At 69.6% G+C, this 17,824-nt stretch carries 16 protein-coding genes; 4 read left to right on the top strand and 12 right to left on the bottom strand.

Annotated elements, in window-relative coordinates:
- The first annotated feature begins 75 nt into the window (after window positions 1-75).
- A complete protein-coding gene (locus Q7C18_RS10825) occupies window positions 76-2,070 on the top strand; it encodes an NHL domain-containing thioredoxin family protein (RefSeq protein WP_311025408.1) in 1,995 nt (664 codons plus the stop codon).
- Window positions 2,071-2,193: 123 nt separating this feature from the next.
- Window positions 2,194-3,549 (top strand): dicarboxylate/amino acid:cation symporter, encoded by a 1,356-nt coding sequence (locus Q7C18_RS10820; protein WP_311025407.1) that lies wholly within the window; start codon window positions 2,194-2,196, stop codon window positions 3,547-3,549.
- On the opposite strand, the gene Q7C18_RS10815 is transcribed toward Q7C18_RS10820, so the two are convergent.
- The 3 genes from Q7C18_RS10815 to Q7C18_RS10805 form a co-directional block, all read right to left on the bottom strand.
- A complete protein-coding gene (locus Q7C18_RS10815) occupies window positions 3,538-4,662 on the bottom strand; it encodes an ABC transporter permease (protein WP_311025406.1) in 1,125 nt (374 codons plus the stop codon). The two genes, Q7C18_RS10820 and Q7C18_RS10815, sit on opposite strands and share 12 nt — an antisense overlap.
- Window positions 4,659-5,624 carry an ATP-binding cassette domain-containing protein gene (locus tag Q7C18_RS10810; RefSeq protein ID WP_311025405.1) on the bottom strand — a complete coding sequence of 322 codons (966 nt, stop codon included), beginning with the start codon at window positions 5,622-5,624 and terminating at the stop codon, window positions 4,659-4,661. Before Q7C18_RS10810 ends, Q7C18_RS10815 begins: the two co-directional genes overlap by 4 nt.
- A gap of 202 nt (window positions 5,625-5,826) precedes the next feature.
- Window positions 5,827-6,780: a helix-turn-helix domain-containing protein gene (locus Q7C18_RS10805; protein ID WP_311025404.1), complete on the bottom strand. Its 954-nt coding sequence runs from the start codon at window positions 6,778-6,780 to the stop codon at window positions 5,827-5,829.
- 129 nt (window positions 6,781-6,909) lie between these two features.
- Between Q7C18_RS10805 and Q7C18_RS10800 the strand changes: the two genes are divergently transcribed.
- Window positions 6,910-8,004 (top strand): carbon-nitrogen hydrolase family protein, encoded by a 1,095-nt coding sequence (locus tag Q7C18_RS10800; protein ID WP_070162030.1) that lies wholly within the window; start codon window positions 6,910-6,912, stop codon window positions 8,002-8,004.
- Window positions 8,005-8,154: 150 nt separating this feature from the next.
- Here Q7C18_RS10800 and Q7C18_RS10795 read toward each other — a convergent pair whose 3' ends face one another.
- Window positions 8,155-8,961 carry a response regulator transcription factor gene (locus Q7C18_RS10795; RefSeq protein WP_311025403.1) on the bottom strand — a complete coding sequence of 269 codons (807 nt, stop codon included), beginning with the start codon at window positions 8,959-8,961 and terminating at the stop codon, window positions 8,155-8,157.
- Window positions 8,958-10,301: a sensor histidine kinase gene (locus Q7C18_RS10790; RefSeq protein ID WP_311025402.1), complete on the bottom strand. Its 1,344-nt coding sequence runs from the start codon at window positions 10,299-10,301 to the stop codon at window positions 8,958-8,960. Before Q7C18_RS10790 ends, Q7C18_RS10795 begins: the two co-directional genes overlap by 4 nt.
- Window positions 10,302-10,467: 166 nt before the next feature.
- Between Q7C18_RS10790 and Q7C18_RS10785 the strand changes: the two genes are divergently transcribed.
- A complete protein-coding gene (locus Q7C18_RS10785; protein WP_070162024.1) occupies window positions 10,468-10,944 on the top strand; it encodes a flavodoxin domain-containing protein in 477 nt (158 codons plus the stop codon).
- A gap of 106 nt (window positions 10,945-11,050) precedes the next feature.
- Here Q7C18_RS10785 and Q7C18_RS10780 read toward each other — a convergent pair whose 3' ends face one another.
- The 7 genes from Q7C18_RS10780 to Q7C18_RS10750 all read right to left on the bottom strand — a co-directional run bounded on the left by Q7C18_RS10780 (window position 11,051) and on the right by Q7C18_RS10750 (window position 17,740).
- Entirely contained in the window at window positions 11,051-12,082 is a 1,032-nt protein-coding gene (locus tag Q7C18_RS10780; protein WP_311025401.1) for a transketolase C-terminal domain-containing protein, read from the bottom strand.
- Window positions 12,079-12,960 carry a transketolase gene (locus Q7C18_RS10775; protein WP_311025440.1) on the bottom strand — a complete coding sequence of 294 codons (882 nt, stop codon included), beginning with the start codon at window positions 12,958-12,960 and terminating at the stop codon, window positions 12,079-12,081. The genes Q7C18_RS10780 and Q7C18_RS10775 overlap by 4 nt, the downstream gene beginning before the upstream one ends.
- A 32-nt stretch (window positions 12,961-12,992) precedes the next feature.
- A complete protein-coding gene (locus Q7C18_RS10770; RefSeq protein ID WP_311025400.1) occupies window positions 12,993-13,892 on the bottom strand; it encodes a sugar phosphate isomerase/epimerase in 900 nt (299 codons plus the stop codon).
- A complete protein-coding gene (locus Q7C18_RS10765) occupies window positions 13,885-14,667 on the bottom strand; it encodes an SDR family NAD(P)-dependent oxidoreductase (protein WP_311025399.1) in 783 nt (260 codons plus the stop codon). Before Q7C18_RS10765 ends, Q7C18_RS10770 begins: the two co-directional genes overlap by 8 nt.
- Window positions 14,668-14,728: 61 nt before the next feature.
- A complete protein-coding gene (locus Q7C18_RS10760; protein ID WP_311025398.1) occupies window positions 14,729-16,000 on the bottom strand; it encodes a TRAP transporter large permease in 1,272 nt (423 codons plus the stop codon).
- Window positions 15,993-16,622 carry a TRAP transporter small permease gene (locus Q7C18_RS10755; RefSeq protein WP_311025397.1) on the bottom strand — a complete coding sequence of 210 codons (630 nt, stop codon included), beginning with the start codon at window positions 16,620-16,622 and terminating at the stop codon, window positions 15,993-15,995. Before Q7C18_RS10755 ends, Q7C18_RS10760 begins: the two co-directional genes overlap by 8 nt.
- On the bottom strand, window positions 16,619-17,740 hold the full coding sequence (locus tag Q7C18_RS10750; RefSeq protein ID WP_311025396.1) for a TRAP transporter substrate-binding protein: 1,122 nt from the start codon (window positions 17,738-17,740) through the stop codon (window positions 16,619-16,621). Before Q7C18_RS10750 ends, Q7C18_RS10755 begins: the two co-directional genes overlap by 4 nt.
- Between the last annotated feature and the right edge of the window lie 84 nt (window positions 17,741-17,824).

The raw sequence follows: 17,824 nt of genomic DNA, 5'->3' as shown, positions 1-17,824 counted from the left end.
ATGATCTCGGGTGCGAGGCAGGCCTCACCCCAGGGACGCCCCGCCATGGCGGGGCTGAGCAGAAGGAGCACACGCATGACGCAGACGATCCGCCGCACCAACCGGGTGCGGGCCTCCGAGCTGGTCGGCCGCGGCTGGCTGAACACCGGTGGCCAGGAGATCACCCTGGAGGATCTGCGCGGCAAGATCGTGATCCTGGACTTCTGGACGTTCTGCTGCATCAACTGCCTGCATGTGCTCGATGAGATGCGCCCGCTGGAAGAGCAGTTCTCCGATGTGCTGGTCACCGTGGGCGTGCATTCTCCGAAGTTCGAGCATGAGGCCGACCCCGACGCGCTGGCCGCCGCTGTGGAGCGCTATGAGATCGCCCACCCGGTGCTGGACGACCCGAACCTGGTGACCTGGCAGGCGTACTCGGCCCGCGCCTGGCCGACGTTGGTCGTCGTCGACCCGGAGGGCTACATCGCCGCGAACCTGGCCGGTGAGGGCCATGTGGCGGGCCTGTCCTCCCTGGTGGAGGAGCTGGTGGCCGAGCACGAGGCCAAGGGCACGCTGCACCGCGGCGACGGGCCCTACGTGCCGCCGGAGCCGGTGTCCCGCACCTTGCGCTTCCCGGGCAAGGCGGTGCCGGTGACTCGTCCGCTGGGCGGCGACGCCACCACGGTGGGGCATTTCCTGGTGGCCGACACCGGCCATCACCGGATCGTGGAGCTGGAGTCCGACCTGCAGACCGTGGTCCGCAGCTGGGGCGGCGGCGTCGCCGATGACGACGGCGTGCTCGCCTCCCCGGAGAAGGGCCACCGGGACGGCGACGCTGAGACGGCGCGCTTCACCGAGCCGCAGGGCCTGGCCCTGCTGCCGGCCGAGGTGGCCCAGCAGGTGGGCTACGACGTCGTCGTGGCGGACACCGTGAACCACCGGCTGCGCGGCATCGATGTGGCCACGGGTCAGGTGACCACGCTGGCCGGCAACGGAGTGCAGCGGCTCATCGACTCCGAGCGGGTCACCCAGGCGGAGGGGCCCGTGGTGGGCAGCCTGGGCACCGCCCCGCTGGAGGTCTCGCTGTCCTCCCCGTGGGATGTGCTGTGGTCCCCGGTGACCGGCTCGGTGATCGTCGCGATGGCCGGGACGCATCAGATCTTCTCCTTCGACCCGGTCACCGGGGAGCTGAAGGTGCTGGCCGGCACCGGGCTGGAGGGGCTGACCGACGGCCCCGCCGAGGACTCCTGGTTCGCGCAGACCTCCGGGCTCGCCGCCGACGCCGCCGGGGACGTGTGGATCGCCGACTCCGAGACCTCCTCGCTGCGAGTGCTGCGGGTCAGCCAGGACCCGGAGGCCCCCGCAGTGGAGACCGTCGTGGGGGAGGGGCTGTTCGACTTCGGGTTCCGGGACGGCGACCCGGCCGAGGCGCGACTGCAGCACCCTCTGGGAGTGACCGTGCTGCCGGATTCCTCCGTGCTGGTGGCAGACACCTACAACGGGGCGATCCGCCGCTACCGTGGGGAGCACCGGGCCGCCGACGGCACCACCGTGGCCGCCGCCGTCTCCACCGTGGCCCGCGGGCTCAAGGAGCCCTCCGACGTGCTGCTGGACTCCGACGGCACGACCCTGCTGGTGGTGGAGACCAACGCCCACGAGTTGGTGCGTGTGGCCATCCCCGACGAGTTCCTCACCGTGGACGAGGGAGCCTGGGAGACCCAGCGGCCCACCACCGACGTCGCGCCGGGGGAGTTCAGCCTGAGCATCGGCTTCGAGGCCCCCACCGGGCAGAAGCTCGACGACCGGTGGGGCGATCCCACCCAGCTGAAGATCTCCTCCTCCCCGGAGGAGCTCATCCTGGAGGGTGCCGGCAGCGCCGAGGGGCTGCGCCGGACCCTGCGGCTGAATCCGTCCGTCGCCGAGGGAGTCCTGCACATCACCGCCCGCGCGGCCGCCTGCGACGGCGCCCCCGGCGAGGAGATCCCAATGCACGCCGCCTGCCACCTGTACCAGCAGGACTGGGGCATCCCGGTGACCGTTGGGTCCGAAGGTGCTTCCGCCCTGGAGCTGGACCTGCGCGGCATCAAGTGAGCTGAGGGGACCTGCTCCCCATCGGCCGAGTCTCCGTGTCCTCCCACGTCAGCCATGTCACACTGAGTCCTGCACATTCGTCGAGGGGGCCGGATCAGCACAGGTCCGCCCTGCAGGAGTGAGATGACCATGGCTGGATCGTCACCGTCCCGCACCGACGCAGGGGAGCCGACGGCGTCGCGCCGTTCCCTGTGGCGGTGGTACCTGGACGTCCCCCTGATCTGGAAGCTCGGGGTGGCGCTGGTGCTCGGCGTCGTCGCGGGCCTGGTGGTGGGGCCACCCATCGCAGTGGTGCAGCCGCTCGGTGACATCTTCCTGCGGCTGCTGACCATGCTGGTGATGCCGCTGATCCTGCTGACCCTGATGGCCGGAGTGGCCTCGGTGTCCCCGAAGACGCTGGGTCGCATCGGCGGCAAGGCCTTCCTCTACTACCTGGTGACCACCGCGTTCGCGATGACCATCGGCATCGGCGTCGCCCTGCTGGTCTCCCCGGGGACCGGGCTGAGCCTCCCCGGGGACGCCGAGGTGGACGAGCAGACCGCCCCGCCGCTGGCGGAGGTGCTCACCGGCATCGTCCCGGACAACATCTTCTCCGCCCTGGCCGAGGGGGAGGTGCTGGCCGTGATGTTCTTCGCCCTGGCCGCGGGCGTCGCCCTGGCCTTCATGCAGGACAGCACTGACGATCGGCTCGCCGGGCTGGCCATGCACCTGCGGCGCTTCGTCGACGGCGGTGTGGAGCTGGTCTTCCTGATCATCCGCGGGGTCCTGCAGTACTCGCCCATCGGCGTGTTCGCGCTGATCGCCGTGGTGGTGGGGGAGACCGGGGCCGATGCGCTGCTGCCGCTGGCCTCCCTGACCGGGGTCGTCTACGGCGGGATCGTCCTGCAGATCGTGATCTACGCGCTGATCCTGCTGCTCTTCCGTGCCCCCGTGGGACGGTTCTTCCGCGAGGCCAAGGAGCCCATGCTCACCGGTTTCGTCACCCGCTCCTCGTCCGGGACCCTGCCGGTGACCACCCAGGCGGCCGAACGGCTGGGCGTGCGTCGCGGGGTGTACTCCTTCACCCTGCCCCTGGGTGCGACCATCAACATGGACGGCACCGCCATCTACGTCGGGGCGGCCACAGTGTTCATCGCCAACGTGACCGGGACGCAGCTGACCCTGACCCAGCTGGCCACCGTGGCCGCCGTCGGAGTGCTGGCCTCCATCGGCACCGCCGGTGTGCCGGGCGCCGGGCTCATCATGCTCACCATGGCCGTCACCGCCGCGGGGCTGCCCATGGCGCCGGTGGCGCTGGTGGCGGGCATCGACGCGATCCTGGACATGGCCCGCACCCTGTGCAACGTCACCGGGGACCTCACGGGTACGCGCATCATCGCCAAGACCGAGCCCGGGATGCTGGTGGACCCGGATGCCCCGCCGGAGGACGAGGACGAGGCCGAGCACGCGGGCGAGGGCCCCGCCGGTTCATCCGCCTGAGCCCAGCGCCTCCCGGAGGGGGACCCGCTGCCCGGTGCGCAGCAGCGACCGGCTGTAGATCCGGGCGGCGAGGAGCATGAACACCACGGCGCTGGTGAGCAGGATCGCCAGGGCGAGGATCGGCTCGAACCACATCGCCTCGTTGAAGAACATCCGTAGCGGCATGGCCACCGGGGCGCTGAACGGCACGTAGGACGCGATGGTCATGACCAGCGGGGTGTCGTGGAAGAACACGACCACGAAGTACGGGATCATGCTCAGCATCATCGTCGGCGTGACCACCGCTCCCGAATCCTCCTGCCGGGAGACCAGCGCCGCGCCGGCGGCGAACATGGCGGCGATCAGCACGAAGCCGGGTACGAAGAACAGCACGAACCACAGCATCGGCACGGTGAGCATGTCCAGCACGTCCTGCTGACCGGAGAGCATCAGGGCCGCCGCGGCCGCTGAGGCGATCACCACCGCCTGCGCGATGGCCAGCACCGAGTTGCCCAGCACCTTGCCCGCCAGGAGCGATTGGGCCGTGATCGAGGAGAGCAGGATCTCCACGATCCGTGACTGCTTCTCCTGGATGGTGTTCTGCACGATCATCATGCCGGAGGTGATGGACAGCATCATGAACACCAGGCCGAAGAGCATCGCCACCACCATGCGGAGGGTCCCGTCGTTCTCGCCCTCCAGGGTGACCAGGCTCGGCGCGGCGGAGAGCATCTGGGCGACCTCCGTGGGCTCCGAGTCCAGCCCGATCACCTGCAGACCCACCGGAGAGTCGGCGTCGGCGGTGATGATCGCGTCGATGTCGCCGCCGCGCAGCAGCTCCTCGGCGGCCGCCATGTCGACCGCCTCCACCTGCTCGAGCCCGTCGGAGGGGATCAGCTGGGCCGCCTGACCGGCGTCGACGACGGCGACCTCGGGCTCGTCCTTCCCTCCGCCGAAGAGGCCCATGGCCACGATGCCGCCGGCGACGAACAGGATCGTGATGATCTGGCTGACCAGGAACGCCTTGCTGCGCACCTGGGAGATGATCTCGCGTTCGGCCACCAGCAGGGAGGCCTGGACGATGCTCAGGGGTGCCGGGGAAGGGGCCCGGGAGGCGAGGGCGGGGGTGCTCATCGGACGTTCTCCTTCTCCAGCTGGCGGGTGGCCTGTGCCGTGGTCTGCGCTGTGGTCTGTGCCGCCGGCCGCTCGTCGGCCCGGCCGGCGACGTCCTTGAAGATCTCGCTCAGGCTGGGCAGCACGGGGGCGAAATGCAGGACCGCCCCCCGCTGGACGGCGCGGTGCAGCACCTGCTGGGCGGTGTCGGGGTCGGCGCGGAACAGCGCACGCCCTGCGGCGGATTCGTCCACCTCGACGCCGGTGACGTCCCGGACCCAGCCGGCGTCGGCCTCGGTGATCAGCTCATAGCGCCGCGTTCCGTGCCGCTCGCGCAGCTCCTCCCGGCCGCCGGCGGCCAGAATCCTGCCGGCACCGATGATCACCAGGTCGTCGCAGAGCCGCTCCACCACATCCAGCTGGTGGGAGGAGAACAGCACGACGGCGCCGGCCTCCGCCTGTTCGGTGAGCACGGAGAGGACGACGTCGACCGCCATCGGGTCGAGCCCGGAGAACGGCTCGTCGAGGATCAGGACGTCCGGGTCGTGGATCAGGGCGGCGGCGATCTGCACCCGCTGCTGATTCCCCAGGGAGAGGGACTCCAGGGGATCGCCGGCACGCTCGGCCAGGTCCAGGCGGGCCAGCAGGGCCTCAGCCCGCCGTCGGGCCTCGCGACGGTCGAAGCCGTGCAGGCGTGCCAGGTAGCTGATCTGGTCAGCGACCCGCATCTTGGGGTAGAGCCCGCGCTCCTCCGGCATGTAGCCGAACCGGCCCCGAGACGTCGGGGCGACAGGGGAGCCGTCGAGCCGGATGTCGCCGGAGTCGGCGTCCAGGACGCCGAGGACGATGCGCATGGTCGTGGTCTTCCCGGCGCCGTTGCCGCCGACGAAACCGGTGAGCTTCCCGCGCCGGGCGGAGAAGGAGACGTCGTGGAGCACCTGGCGTCCGGAGTAGGACCTGCAGACGGAGTCGAGTTCGAGCATGCTCCGAGCCTAGGCCGGGGCACCGACAGGCGGATCCCCCGTGCGGGGGAACCTGGCGGGGGATGAGCGCCTGCTCATCCTGTTTCTCCTCGGTGAGCTTCCTGGCGCAGGGGCCCGCCAGGGTTCGTGGCTCAAAGCGGTGAATGTGCTGGCGAATGTGCCGGTGAAGAATGTGGACCTCACCCTCCAGCGACGGTCATCGTCACAGGCGACGGGTCTTCATCGGGGCGCCCTGCCGTGCGCGCCATTCGTGCGGCGACATGTCATGACATCGCCGGAAGGCGCGATACAAGGTGCGCTCGTCGCTGAACCCCGCCGCATGGGCGATGGCCGCGATGGTGGCGTCGCTTCGGACCAGCAGGCGTTCGGCGCGCCGGATGCGGGAACGGCGCAGGTGAGCCGCCGGCGTCGTGGAGCCATGGTCGGCGAAGAGCTTCTCCAGGGATCGTCGGGAGATCCCCAGGCGGCGCGCCACGCCTTCGATGGTGAGCCGTGGATCGGCGCTGTCGCGCTCCATGATCGCCTGCGCCGAGGCGACGAGGGATTCTCCCGAGAGAGCACTCTCGGCTGCGGCGTCGTCGAGGGTACGGATGCCGTCGGCCAGCAGCTCGAGGACGATGTGGGCATACATCTCGTCCTGTACGGCATCAAGCGACTCCTCGGCTGTGAGCAGCTCCTGGACGACATGCCGCAGCACGGCGGTGGACCGCCCAGCCACGGGAATCGCCGTCGATCGTCGGGCTGCAGCTGGCGCGATGCGCACCAGAGACCGGGGAGCTTGGATGACGTACTCGCTCATCGGACGGTCGAAGCGGAGCTCGTAGGGCCGGTCAGATTCATACAGGGCCGCCTGGGACGGGCTCAGGTGGGCCTCTCGGCCACTCTGGGTCACGGTGCCGGCGCCAGCGATCTGGAGCGACAGCAGCACGTCTTCCCTCGGTTCGGCGGCGATCAGTCGGCCTGAGCGGACGATCCGCGAGGCCCCGGAGGAGACGTGGGCGAGGCGTACGGGGCCCAGATGACGGGTGGTGATGTGCGCAGTGAAGTCATCATCTGCGGAGGTCGTCGGAGTCCTCGGGCAGGCAAGGAGAGGGACGAAGCTCCTGCTGCAGATCTCGCTCCAGTGGCCGAAGCTGTCGGCGACATGGTGCTCCATAGTCTGAGGATAGAGACGAGAGGTCAGCAGGACAAGAGCGGACGCGGCGGACCCACGGACCGGCGGTGGGGCGCAGATCGTCGGAAGGTCCTGCGCAGATCGTCTCTCTCTGCAGTCCCATGGACGTCCATGATGGTGATCACCAGCACATTCCGAGAGGATCTGGAGACACTCATGGACATCAACTACACGCGCACCGTGCGGGCTGCCGTGGTTCAGCAGGAGCCGGTCTGGCTTGACCTCGAAGGGGCCGTCGAGAAGACAGTCGAGTTGATCAGAGAAGCCGCTGACCACGGTGCTGAGATCATCGCCTTCCCGGAGACCTGGATCCCCAACTATCCCTGGTGGATCTGGCTTGACTCGGTGGCCTGGCAGTCCCAGTTCACCGTGCCCTACGCTGCGAACTCGCTCACCGTCGATGGTCGGGAGATGCGGGCGATCCAGGACGCCGCCCGCCGGTCCGGCATCGTGGTCGGCCTCGGGTACAGCGAGCGAGACGCCGGATCGCTGTACATGGGACAGGCTGTGATCGAGGCGGACGGCACCCTGGTCTCCGCCCGGCGCAAGCTCAAGCCCACACATGTGGAGCGCACGGTCTTCGGCGAGGGCGACGGTTCCGACCTGGTCGTCAGTGAGACGAGTCTCGGGAGGGTCGGCTCCCTGTGCTGTTGGGAACATCTCCAGCCGTTGAGCAAGTATGCGCTGTACTCCCAGCACGAGCAGATCCACATCGCCTCCTGGCCCAGCTTCTCGATCTTCCCCGGGGCCGTGTACGCACTGGGCCCAGAGGTCAATACGGCAGCCTCGCAGCAGTACGCCGTCGAGGGACAGACGTTCGTGCTCGCCGCATCCGCAGTCGTCGGTGAAGCGGGACTCCGGATCTTCGCCGACACGGAGGAGAAGCGCGGACTCATTCACCCCGGCGGCGGATACGCACGGATCTTCGCTCCCGACGGGCGGATGCTCGCCGAACCGCTTGCGCCGGATGAGGAAGGCATCCTGTACGCAGATCTTGATCTCTCGGCGATCCTGGCCGCGAAGAACCCTGCCGATCCGGTGGGTCACTATTCGCGACCGGACGTCCTGCAGCTGCGATTCAACGATCAGCAGCAGCCCCGCGTGACGCGGGGCGGCCATCGAGAGGATCCGCGGATCGTGCCTCCGGAGAGCGGCCTCCACGAGGTCGAGCAGGAGACGGCGTCCGAGGCGGGTGCGGTCGAATGACGCCGTGCCGTCCACGGGGTCGGTGAGCTGGGGAGACGCGCAGCGGCTCAGGGCGGTGCGGGTCGTCACCGGCACCGCCCTGAGGCGTCGTTCGTCATCTGTGCCCGACCATGGACGCAGGGAGGCTGTCAGTCCATGGCGGTCGGGACCTCAGGCGGGGTCTGCGTCCGGGGTGACGATCCGGTGCTGATAGGCGTAGGCGACCGCCTCCACCCGGTTGCGCAGGTGCAGCTTCGCCAGCACCCGGGACATATGCGTCTTGACCGTCTCCGCACCGATGAACAGCTGGCCGCCGATCTCCGCGTTGGAGAGGCCGCGGGCCGCCAGGCTCAGCACCTCCACCTCGCGTTCGCTCAGGGGGTCCGGCGCCGCTCCGGTGCGAGACTTCCGGCCGCCCAGGTCGTCGGCGCCGTCGCCGTCGGGGACGGAGCTGGGGACGGAACTGGGGACGGAGCTGAGGTCTCCGGAGCTGACCGCCCGGCGGATCAGGGACCGGGTGACCTCCGGCGCCAGCAGCGCCTCGCCGGCGGCGACCGTGCGGATGCCCTCGGCGAGCTGCTCCGGGGAGGCGGTCTTCAGCAGGAATCCGCTGGCACCGGCCTGCAGGGCCCGCAGCAGGTAGTCCTCACGGTTGAAGGTGGTCAGCATGATGACCTCCGCGGTGCCTGTCCCACGGACCTGCGCGGTGGCCTCGATGCCGTCCACACCGGGCATCTCGATGTCCATGCAGATCACGTCCGGTCGGAGGCGGTCTGCCATCTCCACAGCCTCCTGCCCCGAGGAGGCGGTGCCGACCACCGCCAAGTCCGGCTGGGCGTCGAGGATCGTGGCGATCCCCTGGAGCAGCAGTGGCTGGTCGTCGGCCAGCAGCACCCGGACGAGGTCGCCGGGAGCCGCGGGGTCCGGGGCCTGCTGGGGGAACGCCTCGGAGGGAGACATGTCGTGTGGGGGCGTCACAGTGCCTCCTCAACGGCGGCGGTCGTGGCGGGAGCCGCCGCGATGTCCAGGGGAAGCTCCACCCGCACCATGAAACCGCCCTCAGGGGAGGGGCCGGTCTCCAGCCGGCCCCCGGCGGCCGCGGCGCGCTCGCGCATCCCTGGGAGGCCGTGCCCGCCCAGGGCCTTCGGCCCGGACGGGTGCGACGAGGAGCGGGGGCCGCCGCCGTCGTCGGTGACCTCCAGCTCCACGGAGCTGCTGCGCCAGCGCAGCCGCAGGCTCGCCCGGGCCTCAGGGCCGGCGTGCTTGCGCACATTCGTCAGGGCCTCCTGCGCCACCCGGTACAGGGTCAGCGAGGCCAGGGGTTCGAGGGTCCGGGGTTCGCCGTGCACCTGGTGGTCCACCGCGACGCCGGCGCTGCGCAGCTGCTCCACCAGGTCAGGGATGTGCTCCGCCCGCAAGGTGCTGGAGACGGCGTCGGGGTTGTCCGTGCGCAGCACGCCCAGCAGGTGGTGCAGCTCAGCCACGGAGCGTCGTGCCGCGTCCTCCACACGGCGGATGCACCGCTCGGCCTCCGCGGGATCCGTGGGCAGCACGGTCCGGGCGGCGGCGGCCTGCACCCCCATGAGGGAGACATGGTGGGCCACCGAATCATGCAGCTCGCGGGCCAGCCGGAGGCGCTCCAGCGCGACGGCCTGCTCAGCGACGACGGCACGCTCCGCGCTCAGCTGCTCGGCGCGCTCCTCCGCCCGGGCACGGTCCCGGGCGGACTCCCACGCCCGGTGGCCGAACCAGATGGCCCCGGCGAAGAACAGGAGGTTGGTGAGCAGCTGGTACAGGATCATCGCCAAGGCCGGGGTCAGAGCTCCCGGGGCGAGCGGCTCGTCGGAGTCGAACATCGGCTCCACGGAGATGCGGATGAACGAGACCAGCAGCCAGACGGCCATCCCGGCCACCACCGCCCAACGGGCGATCCGAGCCGAGCGGTCCCGGTTGTTCCACGCGCCCAGCGTGTAGAGGACCAGGAAGATGGAGATGTTGCTGATGAGCAGCTCCGGCACACGCAGCTCACCAGCGAGGATCATGGCTCCGGCCACCACGACGGCGACGAGGGCCGGGCGGCGTCGGCGCCACGCGACCGGCAGGTGCAGCAGCGCCAGGCACAGCACAGAGACCACGGGGCCGGCGGGCTCCTCGAAGAAGCCCAGTCCGCGGCCCAGCGTCAGCGACAGCACCGCCCCGCAGAACAGGGCCAGGGCGATCAGCGTGTCATGGCGGAGCTCGTCGGGGGTAGGGTCGCGTCGGCGCCAGTCGGGCGAGTCGGCGGACACCGGGCGGGCTTCGGGCTCGGGTGTCGGCATCGGTGTCCTTCTGCGGTCGACGACGGCGGGCGGGCGTCCACGAGACGTCACTGATGGGGAGAGTAGTCCGATCCGAGCGGGCGCGCCATCATCGCGCGTTCTGCCCACGGCACGGAATCAGTAGACTCTGAGGAGCATCTCAGGACTGGGAAAGGTGGATGACCCCATGACCACGTTGGTCGTCACGGCGAGCAAGCACGGCTCCACGGCGGAGATCGGTGAGCGGATCGCCACCACGCTGAGCGCCCGAGGCGTCTCCACCCATGTCAAGGACGTCTCCGAGGCGGGGCCGTGGCTGTACGAGGCGGACCACGTCGTCGTCGGGCTGCCTGTGTACCGGCAGGCGCTCTACGGGCCGGGGAAGCTCTTCCTGGACAGCAATCGCACCGAGCTCAGCGGCAAGCCGCTGTTCCTCTACGCCGTAGGCGGCGGTCCGCGACTCGAGGAGCCCCTCTACGCCACCCTGCGGCAGTACCCGCATCGGGAGATCGCCTATTTCCGGGGAGCGGTGGACGCGGAGAAGATCAGCTTCCTGGAGAAGCTGCAGCTGACCGTCGCGAAGGCGCCGAAGGACGCGGACTTCCGCGACTGGCCCGCCATCGAGGACTGGGCCAGCTCGCTGCTGGCCTACGGGATCAGCTGAGGGGATCCAGACACAGGTGGCTCCGGAGGAATGGTCGGAATGCACCCGCTGAAGCGAGGTTTAGCGACCCTTCCTCCGGAGCCATCACTGCGTGTGGGGGCAGAAGTCAGCCGTGGGCGTCCAGCTCCTGGAGCACACGCGCGACCACCGCATCGGTGGAGAGCCCGTAGCGGTCGTGCAGGGTCGGCAGCGCTCCCGCGTCGAGGAACGCGTCCGGCAGCGCGATCGACTGCACCGGCTTCCCCACGGGCTTCCGCGCCAACGCGGCGGCCACCGATTCGAAGAGCCCGCCGACCACGGTGTGGTTCTCACAGGTGATGGTCAGCCGCGGTGAGTCGATCTCGGTCAGCACCGTCTCCGCGTCGAAGGGCTTGATCGTAGGGCAGTGCAGCACCGCGACGTCGACGTCGTGGGAGGCCAGCCGCTCAGCTGCCAGCAGGGCACGCATGGTCATCAGCCCGCTGGCGATGAGCAGCACGTCATTGCCGGGTCGGACCAGCTTTGCCTTCCCGAGCTCGAAGCTGTAGTCGTACTCGTGCAGCACCCGCGGCACGGCTCCACGCAGCAGTCGGGTGTAGCTGGGGCCGGGAGCGGCTGCCAGCTGGGGGACGGACTGCTCGATGTCGACGGCGTCAGCCGGGTCCACGATCGTGAGGTTCGGCATGCCCCGCAGGATCGAGATGTCCTCGGTGGCCTGGTGGGAGGGGCCATAGCCCGTGGTCAGTCCCGGCAGGGCGGCCGCCACATTGACGTTGAGCTCCGGCTCGGCGATGTCCAGACAGAGGAAGTCATAGGCGCGGCGGGTGGCGAACACCGAGTAGGTCGTCACGAATGGCACCAATCCGGTCTGCGCCATGCCGGCAGCGGCACCGAACAGCAGCTGCTCGGCCATGCCCATCTGGAAGTACCGGTCCGGGTTCTCCCGTCCGAAGACGTGCAGGTCGGTGTACTTGCCCAGGTCGGCGGTGAGGCCGACGACTCGTTCGTCCCCCGCGGCCAGGGCGTTGAGCGCGTGTCCGAACGGCGCCCGTGTGGTAGCTACGCCGGCGTCGGCGATCGAGGCGATCATCGCCGCCGAGCGCAGGGGCTGCTGGTTCTGGCCTGTCTGGCCTGTCGTGGCGTGGTGGGCGGTGCTCATCGGAGGTCCTCCTGCGTCTCGTCGGACAGGTGGCCGGTCGTGAGCTGGTCCTTGCACAGGGGCCATTCGTCCTCGGCGATCTTCATGAAATGCAGCTTCTCCCGGCTCTCCAACATCGGGACTCCCTTGCCGAGCACGGTGTCCGCGATGATCACGTGCGGGCGGCCGATGGCGGAGGCCTGGTCGGCGGCCGCGTCGAATGCCCGGATGAGGGCGGCGACGTCGTTGCCGTCGACGCGCTGGGCGTGCCATCCGAAGGACTCCCACCGCTCCGTCTGGGGCTCGTTGCGCAGCACGTCCTCGGTGCGACCGTCGGCCTGCATGCCGTTCATGTCCACCACAGCGATCAGATTGCCCAACTGGAAGTGGTTCGCGCTCATCGCGGCCTCCCAGGTGGACCCCTCATCCAGCTCACCGTCGGAGAGCAGATTGATCACCAGGGGCCGATCCTTGCCCTGGTGGCGCAGCCCGAGGGCGGTCCCCACGGCGACGCCGAGCCCGTGGCCCAGCGAGCCGCCGGAGATCTCCATGCCGGGGGTGTAGGTGGACATCCCGGACATCGGCAGGCGGGAGCCGTCTGCGGCGTAGGTGGTCAACTCTTCGCGGGGGATGGTGCCGACCTCGGCCAGTGCGGAGTACAGGGCCAGAGCGTAATGTCCGATGGAGAGCAGGAATCGGTCGCGATCGTCCCACTGAGGATCCGCCGGGTCCAGGTGCATCTGGTCGGTGTAGGCGACGGCGAGCAGGTCGGCGGCGCCGAGGGCCTGGCCGACGTAGCCCTCGCCTTGGGCCTCGCCCTGCTCCAGGACGCCCATGCGGATGTTGTAGGCGGACTCTCGGGCGGACTTGACCCTCACGTCGAGGCCGCGGTCGCGCATCGGTGCGCGCACGGCCGGGTCGGGTGCGGTGGTCATGATGTGCCTTCCTGGGTGGGGTCGGGTGCAGGACAGGGTGTGGTCACGGTCGCGGAGGCGCCCAGCAGAGTGAGGATCTCGGCCCGGCTGCGCGCGGCGTCCGCCTCGCGGTGGTCCTCGGCGACGTCGTGGGTCTCCAGTTCGAGGATGTAGCTTCCGGAGAAGCCGGAGGTCTCCAGCGATGCGATGACACCGGCGAAGTCCACCTGGCCGCGGCCGATGCCGAGGTTCAGATTCCCCGGGATCGCGTCGCGCAGGTGCACCCTCTCCACTCGGGAGGCACACTCGGCCAGCCAGCCGACCGGGTCGTCGTCGGAGGCCACCACGTGGGAGACGTCGAACAGCAGCCCGAACGTCTCGTCACCCACGGCGTCGAGGACCTTCCGGGCACGCTCCACCGAATGGACGTACCGCAGGTGGTGCAGCAGCTCCACCTGCAGACGCACGCCCCGCTCTGCGCAGATCCCGGCGAGCAGGTGCAAGTTCTCCGCAATGACGGCCAGGTCGTTCTCCTCGTCCTGGAACGGCTCCCACGAAGCCCGACCACCGGGCACGATCAGTGCACCTCCGACGGCGGCAGCCAGGTCCGCCAGCGGTGCGGCCACCTCGGTCAGTCGCTCAGGTGTCAGGGTGGGATCGTTGAGGTCGCCGACGTCGGCGTTCACGGCCCCTGCACGCAGAGCGTGCCGGTCCAGGACAGCCACATAGGCACCGGGATCCCCGGTGAAGGGCACCGGCACGTGGCCGACTACTGCGGGAATCGCCCCGAGGTCGACCTCAGTGGCGCCGAGGGCGGAGATGATGCTCAGCGCCTCCTCGAGGGGTCGGTGCCGAAAGCTGATCGTAGAGACGCCGACCCGGGACGCGTCGGGTGCGGTGGCTGCGGGCTCAGGCAATGTAGGCGCCCCCGTTGATGTTGTGGGTGCCACCGGTGATGTAGCCGGCCTCGGTGCCGGAGAGCCATACGGCCAGCGCCCCGATCTCTTCCGGGCTACCCTGGCGCTTCATCGGCACCGCCGCCGAGAGCCGTTCTTCGTTCTCCTCGTCGGTGGCGCCGGCGCGGATGTCGGTGTCCACTACGCCCGGCGAGATCGCGTTGACGGTGATGCCGTGCTCGGCGACCTCCCGGGCCAGGGAGCGTGTCAGCCCGAGGATCCCGGCCTTCGCCGCGGAGTACGGGGTCTTGGAGAAGACCCCGCCGCCCTGCTGGGCGGAGACCGACGACATGGTCACGATGCGGCCGTATCCGTGCTCGAGCATGTCCGGCAGGAAGGCCTGGGTCACCAGGAAGGTGCCGGTGAGGTTGACGTCGATCACGCGGTGCCAGAGGTCCAGATCCACGTCCAGGAAGGGCACGGGAGAGGGCAGCCCGGCGATGTTGGCCAGTGCTCCCACCGGCGGCAGGGCGGAGGAGCGGACGGACTCCGCGGCGGTGACCACCGATTCCTTGTCCGTGACGTCGACACGTACTCCGAGGGTCGGGACGCCGGCCTCCTCGGAGATCTCGGCCGCGGCGGTGCGGGCGCCGTCGGCGTCGAGGTCCAGCAGGGCGACGGCCCAGCCCTCCTGGGCGTAGCGGAGTGCCGTCGCGCGACCGATGCCGCGCGGGGAGGCGGCGCCGGTGATCACGGCGGTGCGCTGGGGCGACGGTGCGGTGGTGTGGTGGCTCACGGTGGGAGGTCCTTTCGAGGGTTCAGAGTCGGTGGCAGGTGCCGGTGGTTCAGGGGCCGGTTCAGAGGGTGACGAGCAGGGAGGGGATGAAGGCGATCAGCAGCAGCACCGCGATCGCGACGGCGTAGAAGGGCAGCAGCGCCTTCACCGTCTGTTCGACTTTCACCTCTCCGATGGCGGAGGAGATGTAGAGGGTCGTGCCCACTGGCGGGGTGAACAGGCCGATGGCCAGGGATAGGACCATGACGATGCCCAGGTGGACCGGGTCCATGCCGATCTGGTCGGCCAGAGGCATGAGCACCGGGGTGAGCAGCAGGATCGCCGGGGACATGTCCAGGAACATGCCCACCAGGAGCAGCAGAAGGATCATGGCCAGCATGATCAGCCAGGGCGCGTCGACGACGTCGAGCACCAGCCCGGCCAGTCGCTGCGGCACCTCCTGGACAGTGAGCAGCCAGCTCAGCGCCGAGGAGGTCATGATCAGCAGCATCACGACGCCGGTGGCGGCCGAGGTGGAGATCATCGACTGCAGGAATCCCTTCACCGACAGGTCCCGGTAGATCGTCACCCGCAGCACCACGGCGTACAGGGCGGCCAGCACGGAGACCTCCGTGACGGTGGCGACGCCGTAGAGCAGCACCAGACGGATCATCAGCACCGGCAGCACGATCGCCGGCAGGGCGAGCAGCAGGTCCTTGGCCAGGCGTTTCGGGGTCAGCTTCACCCGGACCCGGGGGAACCCGTTCCTGAAGGCGACGAACCAGCAGGCCGTCAACATGCCGACGGCCAGGATCAGCCCGGGCACCACGCCGGCGGCGAAGACGGCGGCCACCGAGGCACCCGAAGTCGCGGCGAAGAGGATCATCGGGATCGACGGCGGGATGATGACCCCGAGGATGGAGGTGGAGGAGTTGACGGCTGCGGCATAGGAGGCGGGGTAGCCGACCTTCTTGGACCAGGGGATCAGCACCCGGCCCAGGCCCGAGGCATCGGCCACGGCCGAGCCGGACACGCCGGCGAAAACCAGCGAAGTCACCACGGAGGACTGACCCACGCCGCCGCGGAAACGCCCCACGATGCGCGTGGCCAGCCCGATGACCTGACGGCCCAGCGTGCCGTTGGCCAGCAGGTCCGCGGTCAGGATGAAGAATGGGATGGCCAGCAGCAGGAAATCCCCGGTCGGCTGGAAGGACGCTTGGGTGGCCACGTGCAGCGGGAAGTCGCCCACTGCGAGCAGACCGATCAATGTGGCCGCGAGGATGGCGAAGGCCACGGGCACGCCCAGTGTCAGCAGCACCAACAGGGCGATCATCGCCAGCAGGATCTCAAACACCGTAGACCTCCTTGTCGGCGTCGGCGGCACCGGCCGCGGCGTCGTCCGCGCTCCGGCGGGCGATGAACCAGGCCCGGGCGAAGCTCTGCACCGCCAGGCACGCTGACATCAGCATGAACGCGGCGAAGCTGCCGACCCGAGGCCAGCCCAGGATGGGAGTGATCTGGGCGATCAACGCGTCCACCAGGCGCAGCGACAGCACTGTGATCAGAACGAAGAGCACACCGCCGAACGCCCAGACGCCCACCTGGGCGGTCTGCTCCGCGCGGGGGCTGAGCCGGGTCAGGACGAAGTCCACAGCGATGTGGCCGCCGAGGGCCATCGCGACGACCACGCCGCCGGCGATGATCCACGGATACAGGTAGGCGGGCAGCTCGGTGGCGAAGTCCAGGGAGGATCCGGTCAGGTAGCGCAGGGCCACGGCGACCAGCAGCAGCGCCCAGACGGCCACCAGGGAGACCACGGCGACCGCAGCTCCTGCCTGGCGGAAGGCCTCATTGATGGGGTCTCCGGCGCGCGGGATGACGATCTCCAGGTCCGGACGGTCGATCTCGGCGAGGTCCTCTTCAGAGAGGAAGCGCTCGCCGTCCACGGGCGCCGGGTCGGTGGGGCGGGGGTTCACGGCGTCTCCTCGTGGTCGGCGCGGGTCTGCTCGGCGGCCTCGGTGATCAGCTCGAAGAACTCGGGGTGCTCCTGCTCCCAGGCCTCGTAGACGTCGTCGGTGGCCTCACGGAGGGCGTCGCGGTCCGGATGAGTGATCTCGAGGATGTCCTCGTACTCGGTGTAGATCTCCTCGGTCTGCTCGAGCATCAGGTCCCGCTGCAGGTCGCGGGACTCCTCTGCCAGCTCGGTGAGCAGCGTCCGGTCCTCGTCGGTGAGGGTGGCCCAGGTCTGCGTGGAGATCACGAAGGGGTTGAGCTCGTACTTGTGGCCGCTGACCGCCAGATGCTTCTGGACCTCATGGAGGGAGGAGGAGTGGACGTTGACCACGGGATTCTCCTGGCCGTCCACCGCACCCTGGCGCAGCCCCAGATAGAGCTCACCGAAGTCCATGGGGGTGGGGGAGGCACCCAGGGAGTTGAAGATGTCGATGGTCATCGGATCGTCGGGGGTGCGGATCTGCAGTCCGCGGAAGTCCTCGACGTCGTCGATCGGTCGGCTGCTGTTGGTGATGTCACGGATGCCGTTGTCCCACCAGGCGAGCACATGGTACCCGCGCTCCTCGGCTTCGGCGGCCAGATGGTCGCCGGCCTCGCCGTCGATGACCTCATAGGCATGCTCGCTGCTCTCGAAGAGGAACGGCAGGCCCACCAGGTTGACCTCAGGGACCACCGGGGAGAAGGGGCCCTGGGAGTTGATGGACATGTCCAGAGTGCCGGAGGCGACGGAGACCATCATGTCCGAATCCGAGCCGAGCGATTCCTGTCCCAGCACCTGGACTTCGATGCGTCCGTCGGTCTCCTCGTCCACGCGCTCGCTGAAATGCTCGGCGGCGAGGGAGCGGGGGTTGCCAGGGGCGGCGCCGTGGCCGAGCAGGAGCCGTCGCTCATCGTCCGGGTCGGTGGCCCCTGCGACGCCGCAGGAGGTGAGGCCGACCGCCAGGGCCACGGCGCCGAGGGCTGCGACGGCACGGAAGACGTGGGGCAGGTGGCGGAGGGGACGGTGCCTCGAGGGCCGGGGCCGCCCCCGCTGGGCGAATCCGGCGTCGGGACCCCGCGGGTGGGAGGGGTGGGATGTCACGGGACACCTCCTGGTGTCGCAGCTGGGCATGGAGGTCGAGAGTGTGACGCGGCTCCGGGGGAATGGGCCTCGCCGTGGGGCGCA

It is taken from the genome of Nesterenkonia sp. CL21 (genome assembly GCF_031705515.1).
Classification (GTDB): Bacteria; Actinomycetota; Actinomycetes; order Actinomycetales; family Micrococcaceae; genus Nesterenkonia; species Nesterenkonia aethiopica.
Note: the sequence above shows the minus strand (reverse complement) of the source record. Positions and strands in the feature narration are given on the sequence as shown.

Excerpts from the sequence above, each read along its gene's own strand:
- Q7C18_RS10800 (WP_070162030.1), top strand. The coding sequence starts at position 6,910 with ATGATGGTGATCACCAGCACATTCCGAGAGGATCTGGAGACACTCATG.
- Q7C18_RS10785 (WP_070162024.1), top strand. The coding sequence starts at position 10,468 with ATGACCACGTTGGTCGTCACGGCGAGCAAGCACGGCTCCACGGCGGAG.
- Q7C18_RS10825 (WP_311025408.1), top strand. The coding sequence starts at position 76 with ATGACGCAGACGATCCGCCGCACCAACCGGGTGCGGGCCTCCGAGCTG.
- Q7C18_RS10780 (WP_311025401.1), bottom strand. The coding sequence starts at position 12,082 with ATGAGCACCGCCCACCACGCCACGACAGGCCAGACAGGCCAGAACCAG.
- Q7C18_RS10775 (WP_311025440.1), bottom strand. The coding sequence starts at position 12,960 with ATGCGCGACCGCGGCCTCGACGTGAGGGTCAAGTCCGCCCGAGAGTCC.
- Q7C18_RS10790 (WP_311025402.1), bottom strand. The coding sequence starts at position 10,301 with ATGCCGACACCCGAGCCCGAAGCCCGCCCGGTGTCCGCCGACTCGCCC.
- Q7C18_RS10815 (WP_311025406.1), bottom strand. The coding sequence starts at position 4,662 with ATGAGCACCCCCGCCCTCGCCTCCCGGGCCCCTTCCCCGGCACCCCTG.
- Q7C18_RS10805 (WP_311025404.1), bottom strand. The coding sequence starts at position 6,780 with ATGGAGCACCATGTCGCCGACAGCTTCGGCCACTGGAGCGAGATCTGC.
- Q7C18_RS10810 (WP_311025405.1), bottom strand. The coding sequence starts at position 5,624 with ATGCTCGAACTCGACTCCGTCTGCAGGTCCTACTCCGGACGCCAGGTG.
- Q7C18_RS10820 (WP_311025407.1), top strand. The coding sequence starts at position 2,194 with ATGACCATGGCTGGATCGTCACCGTCCCGCACCGACGCAGGGGAGCCG.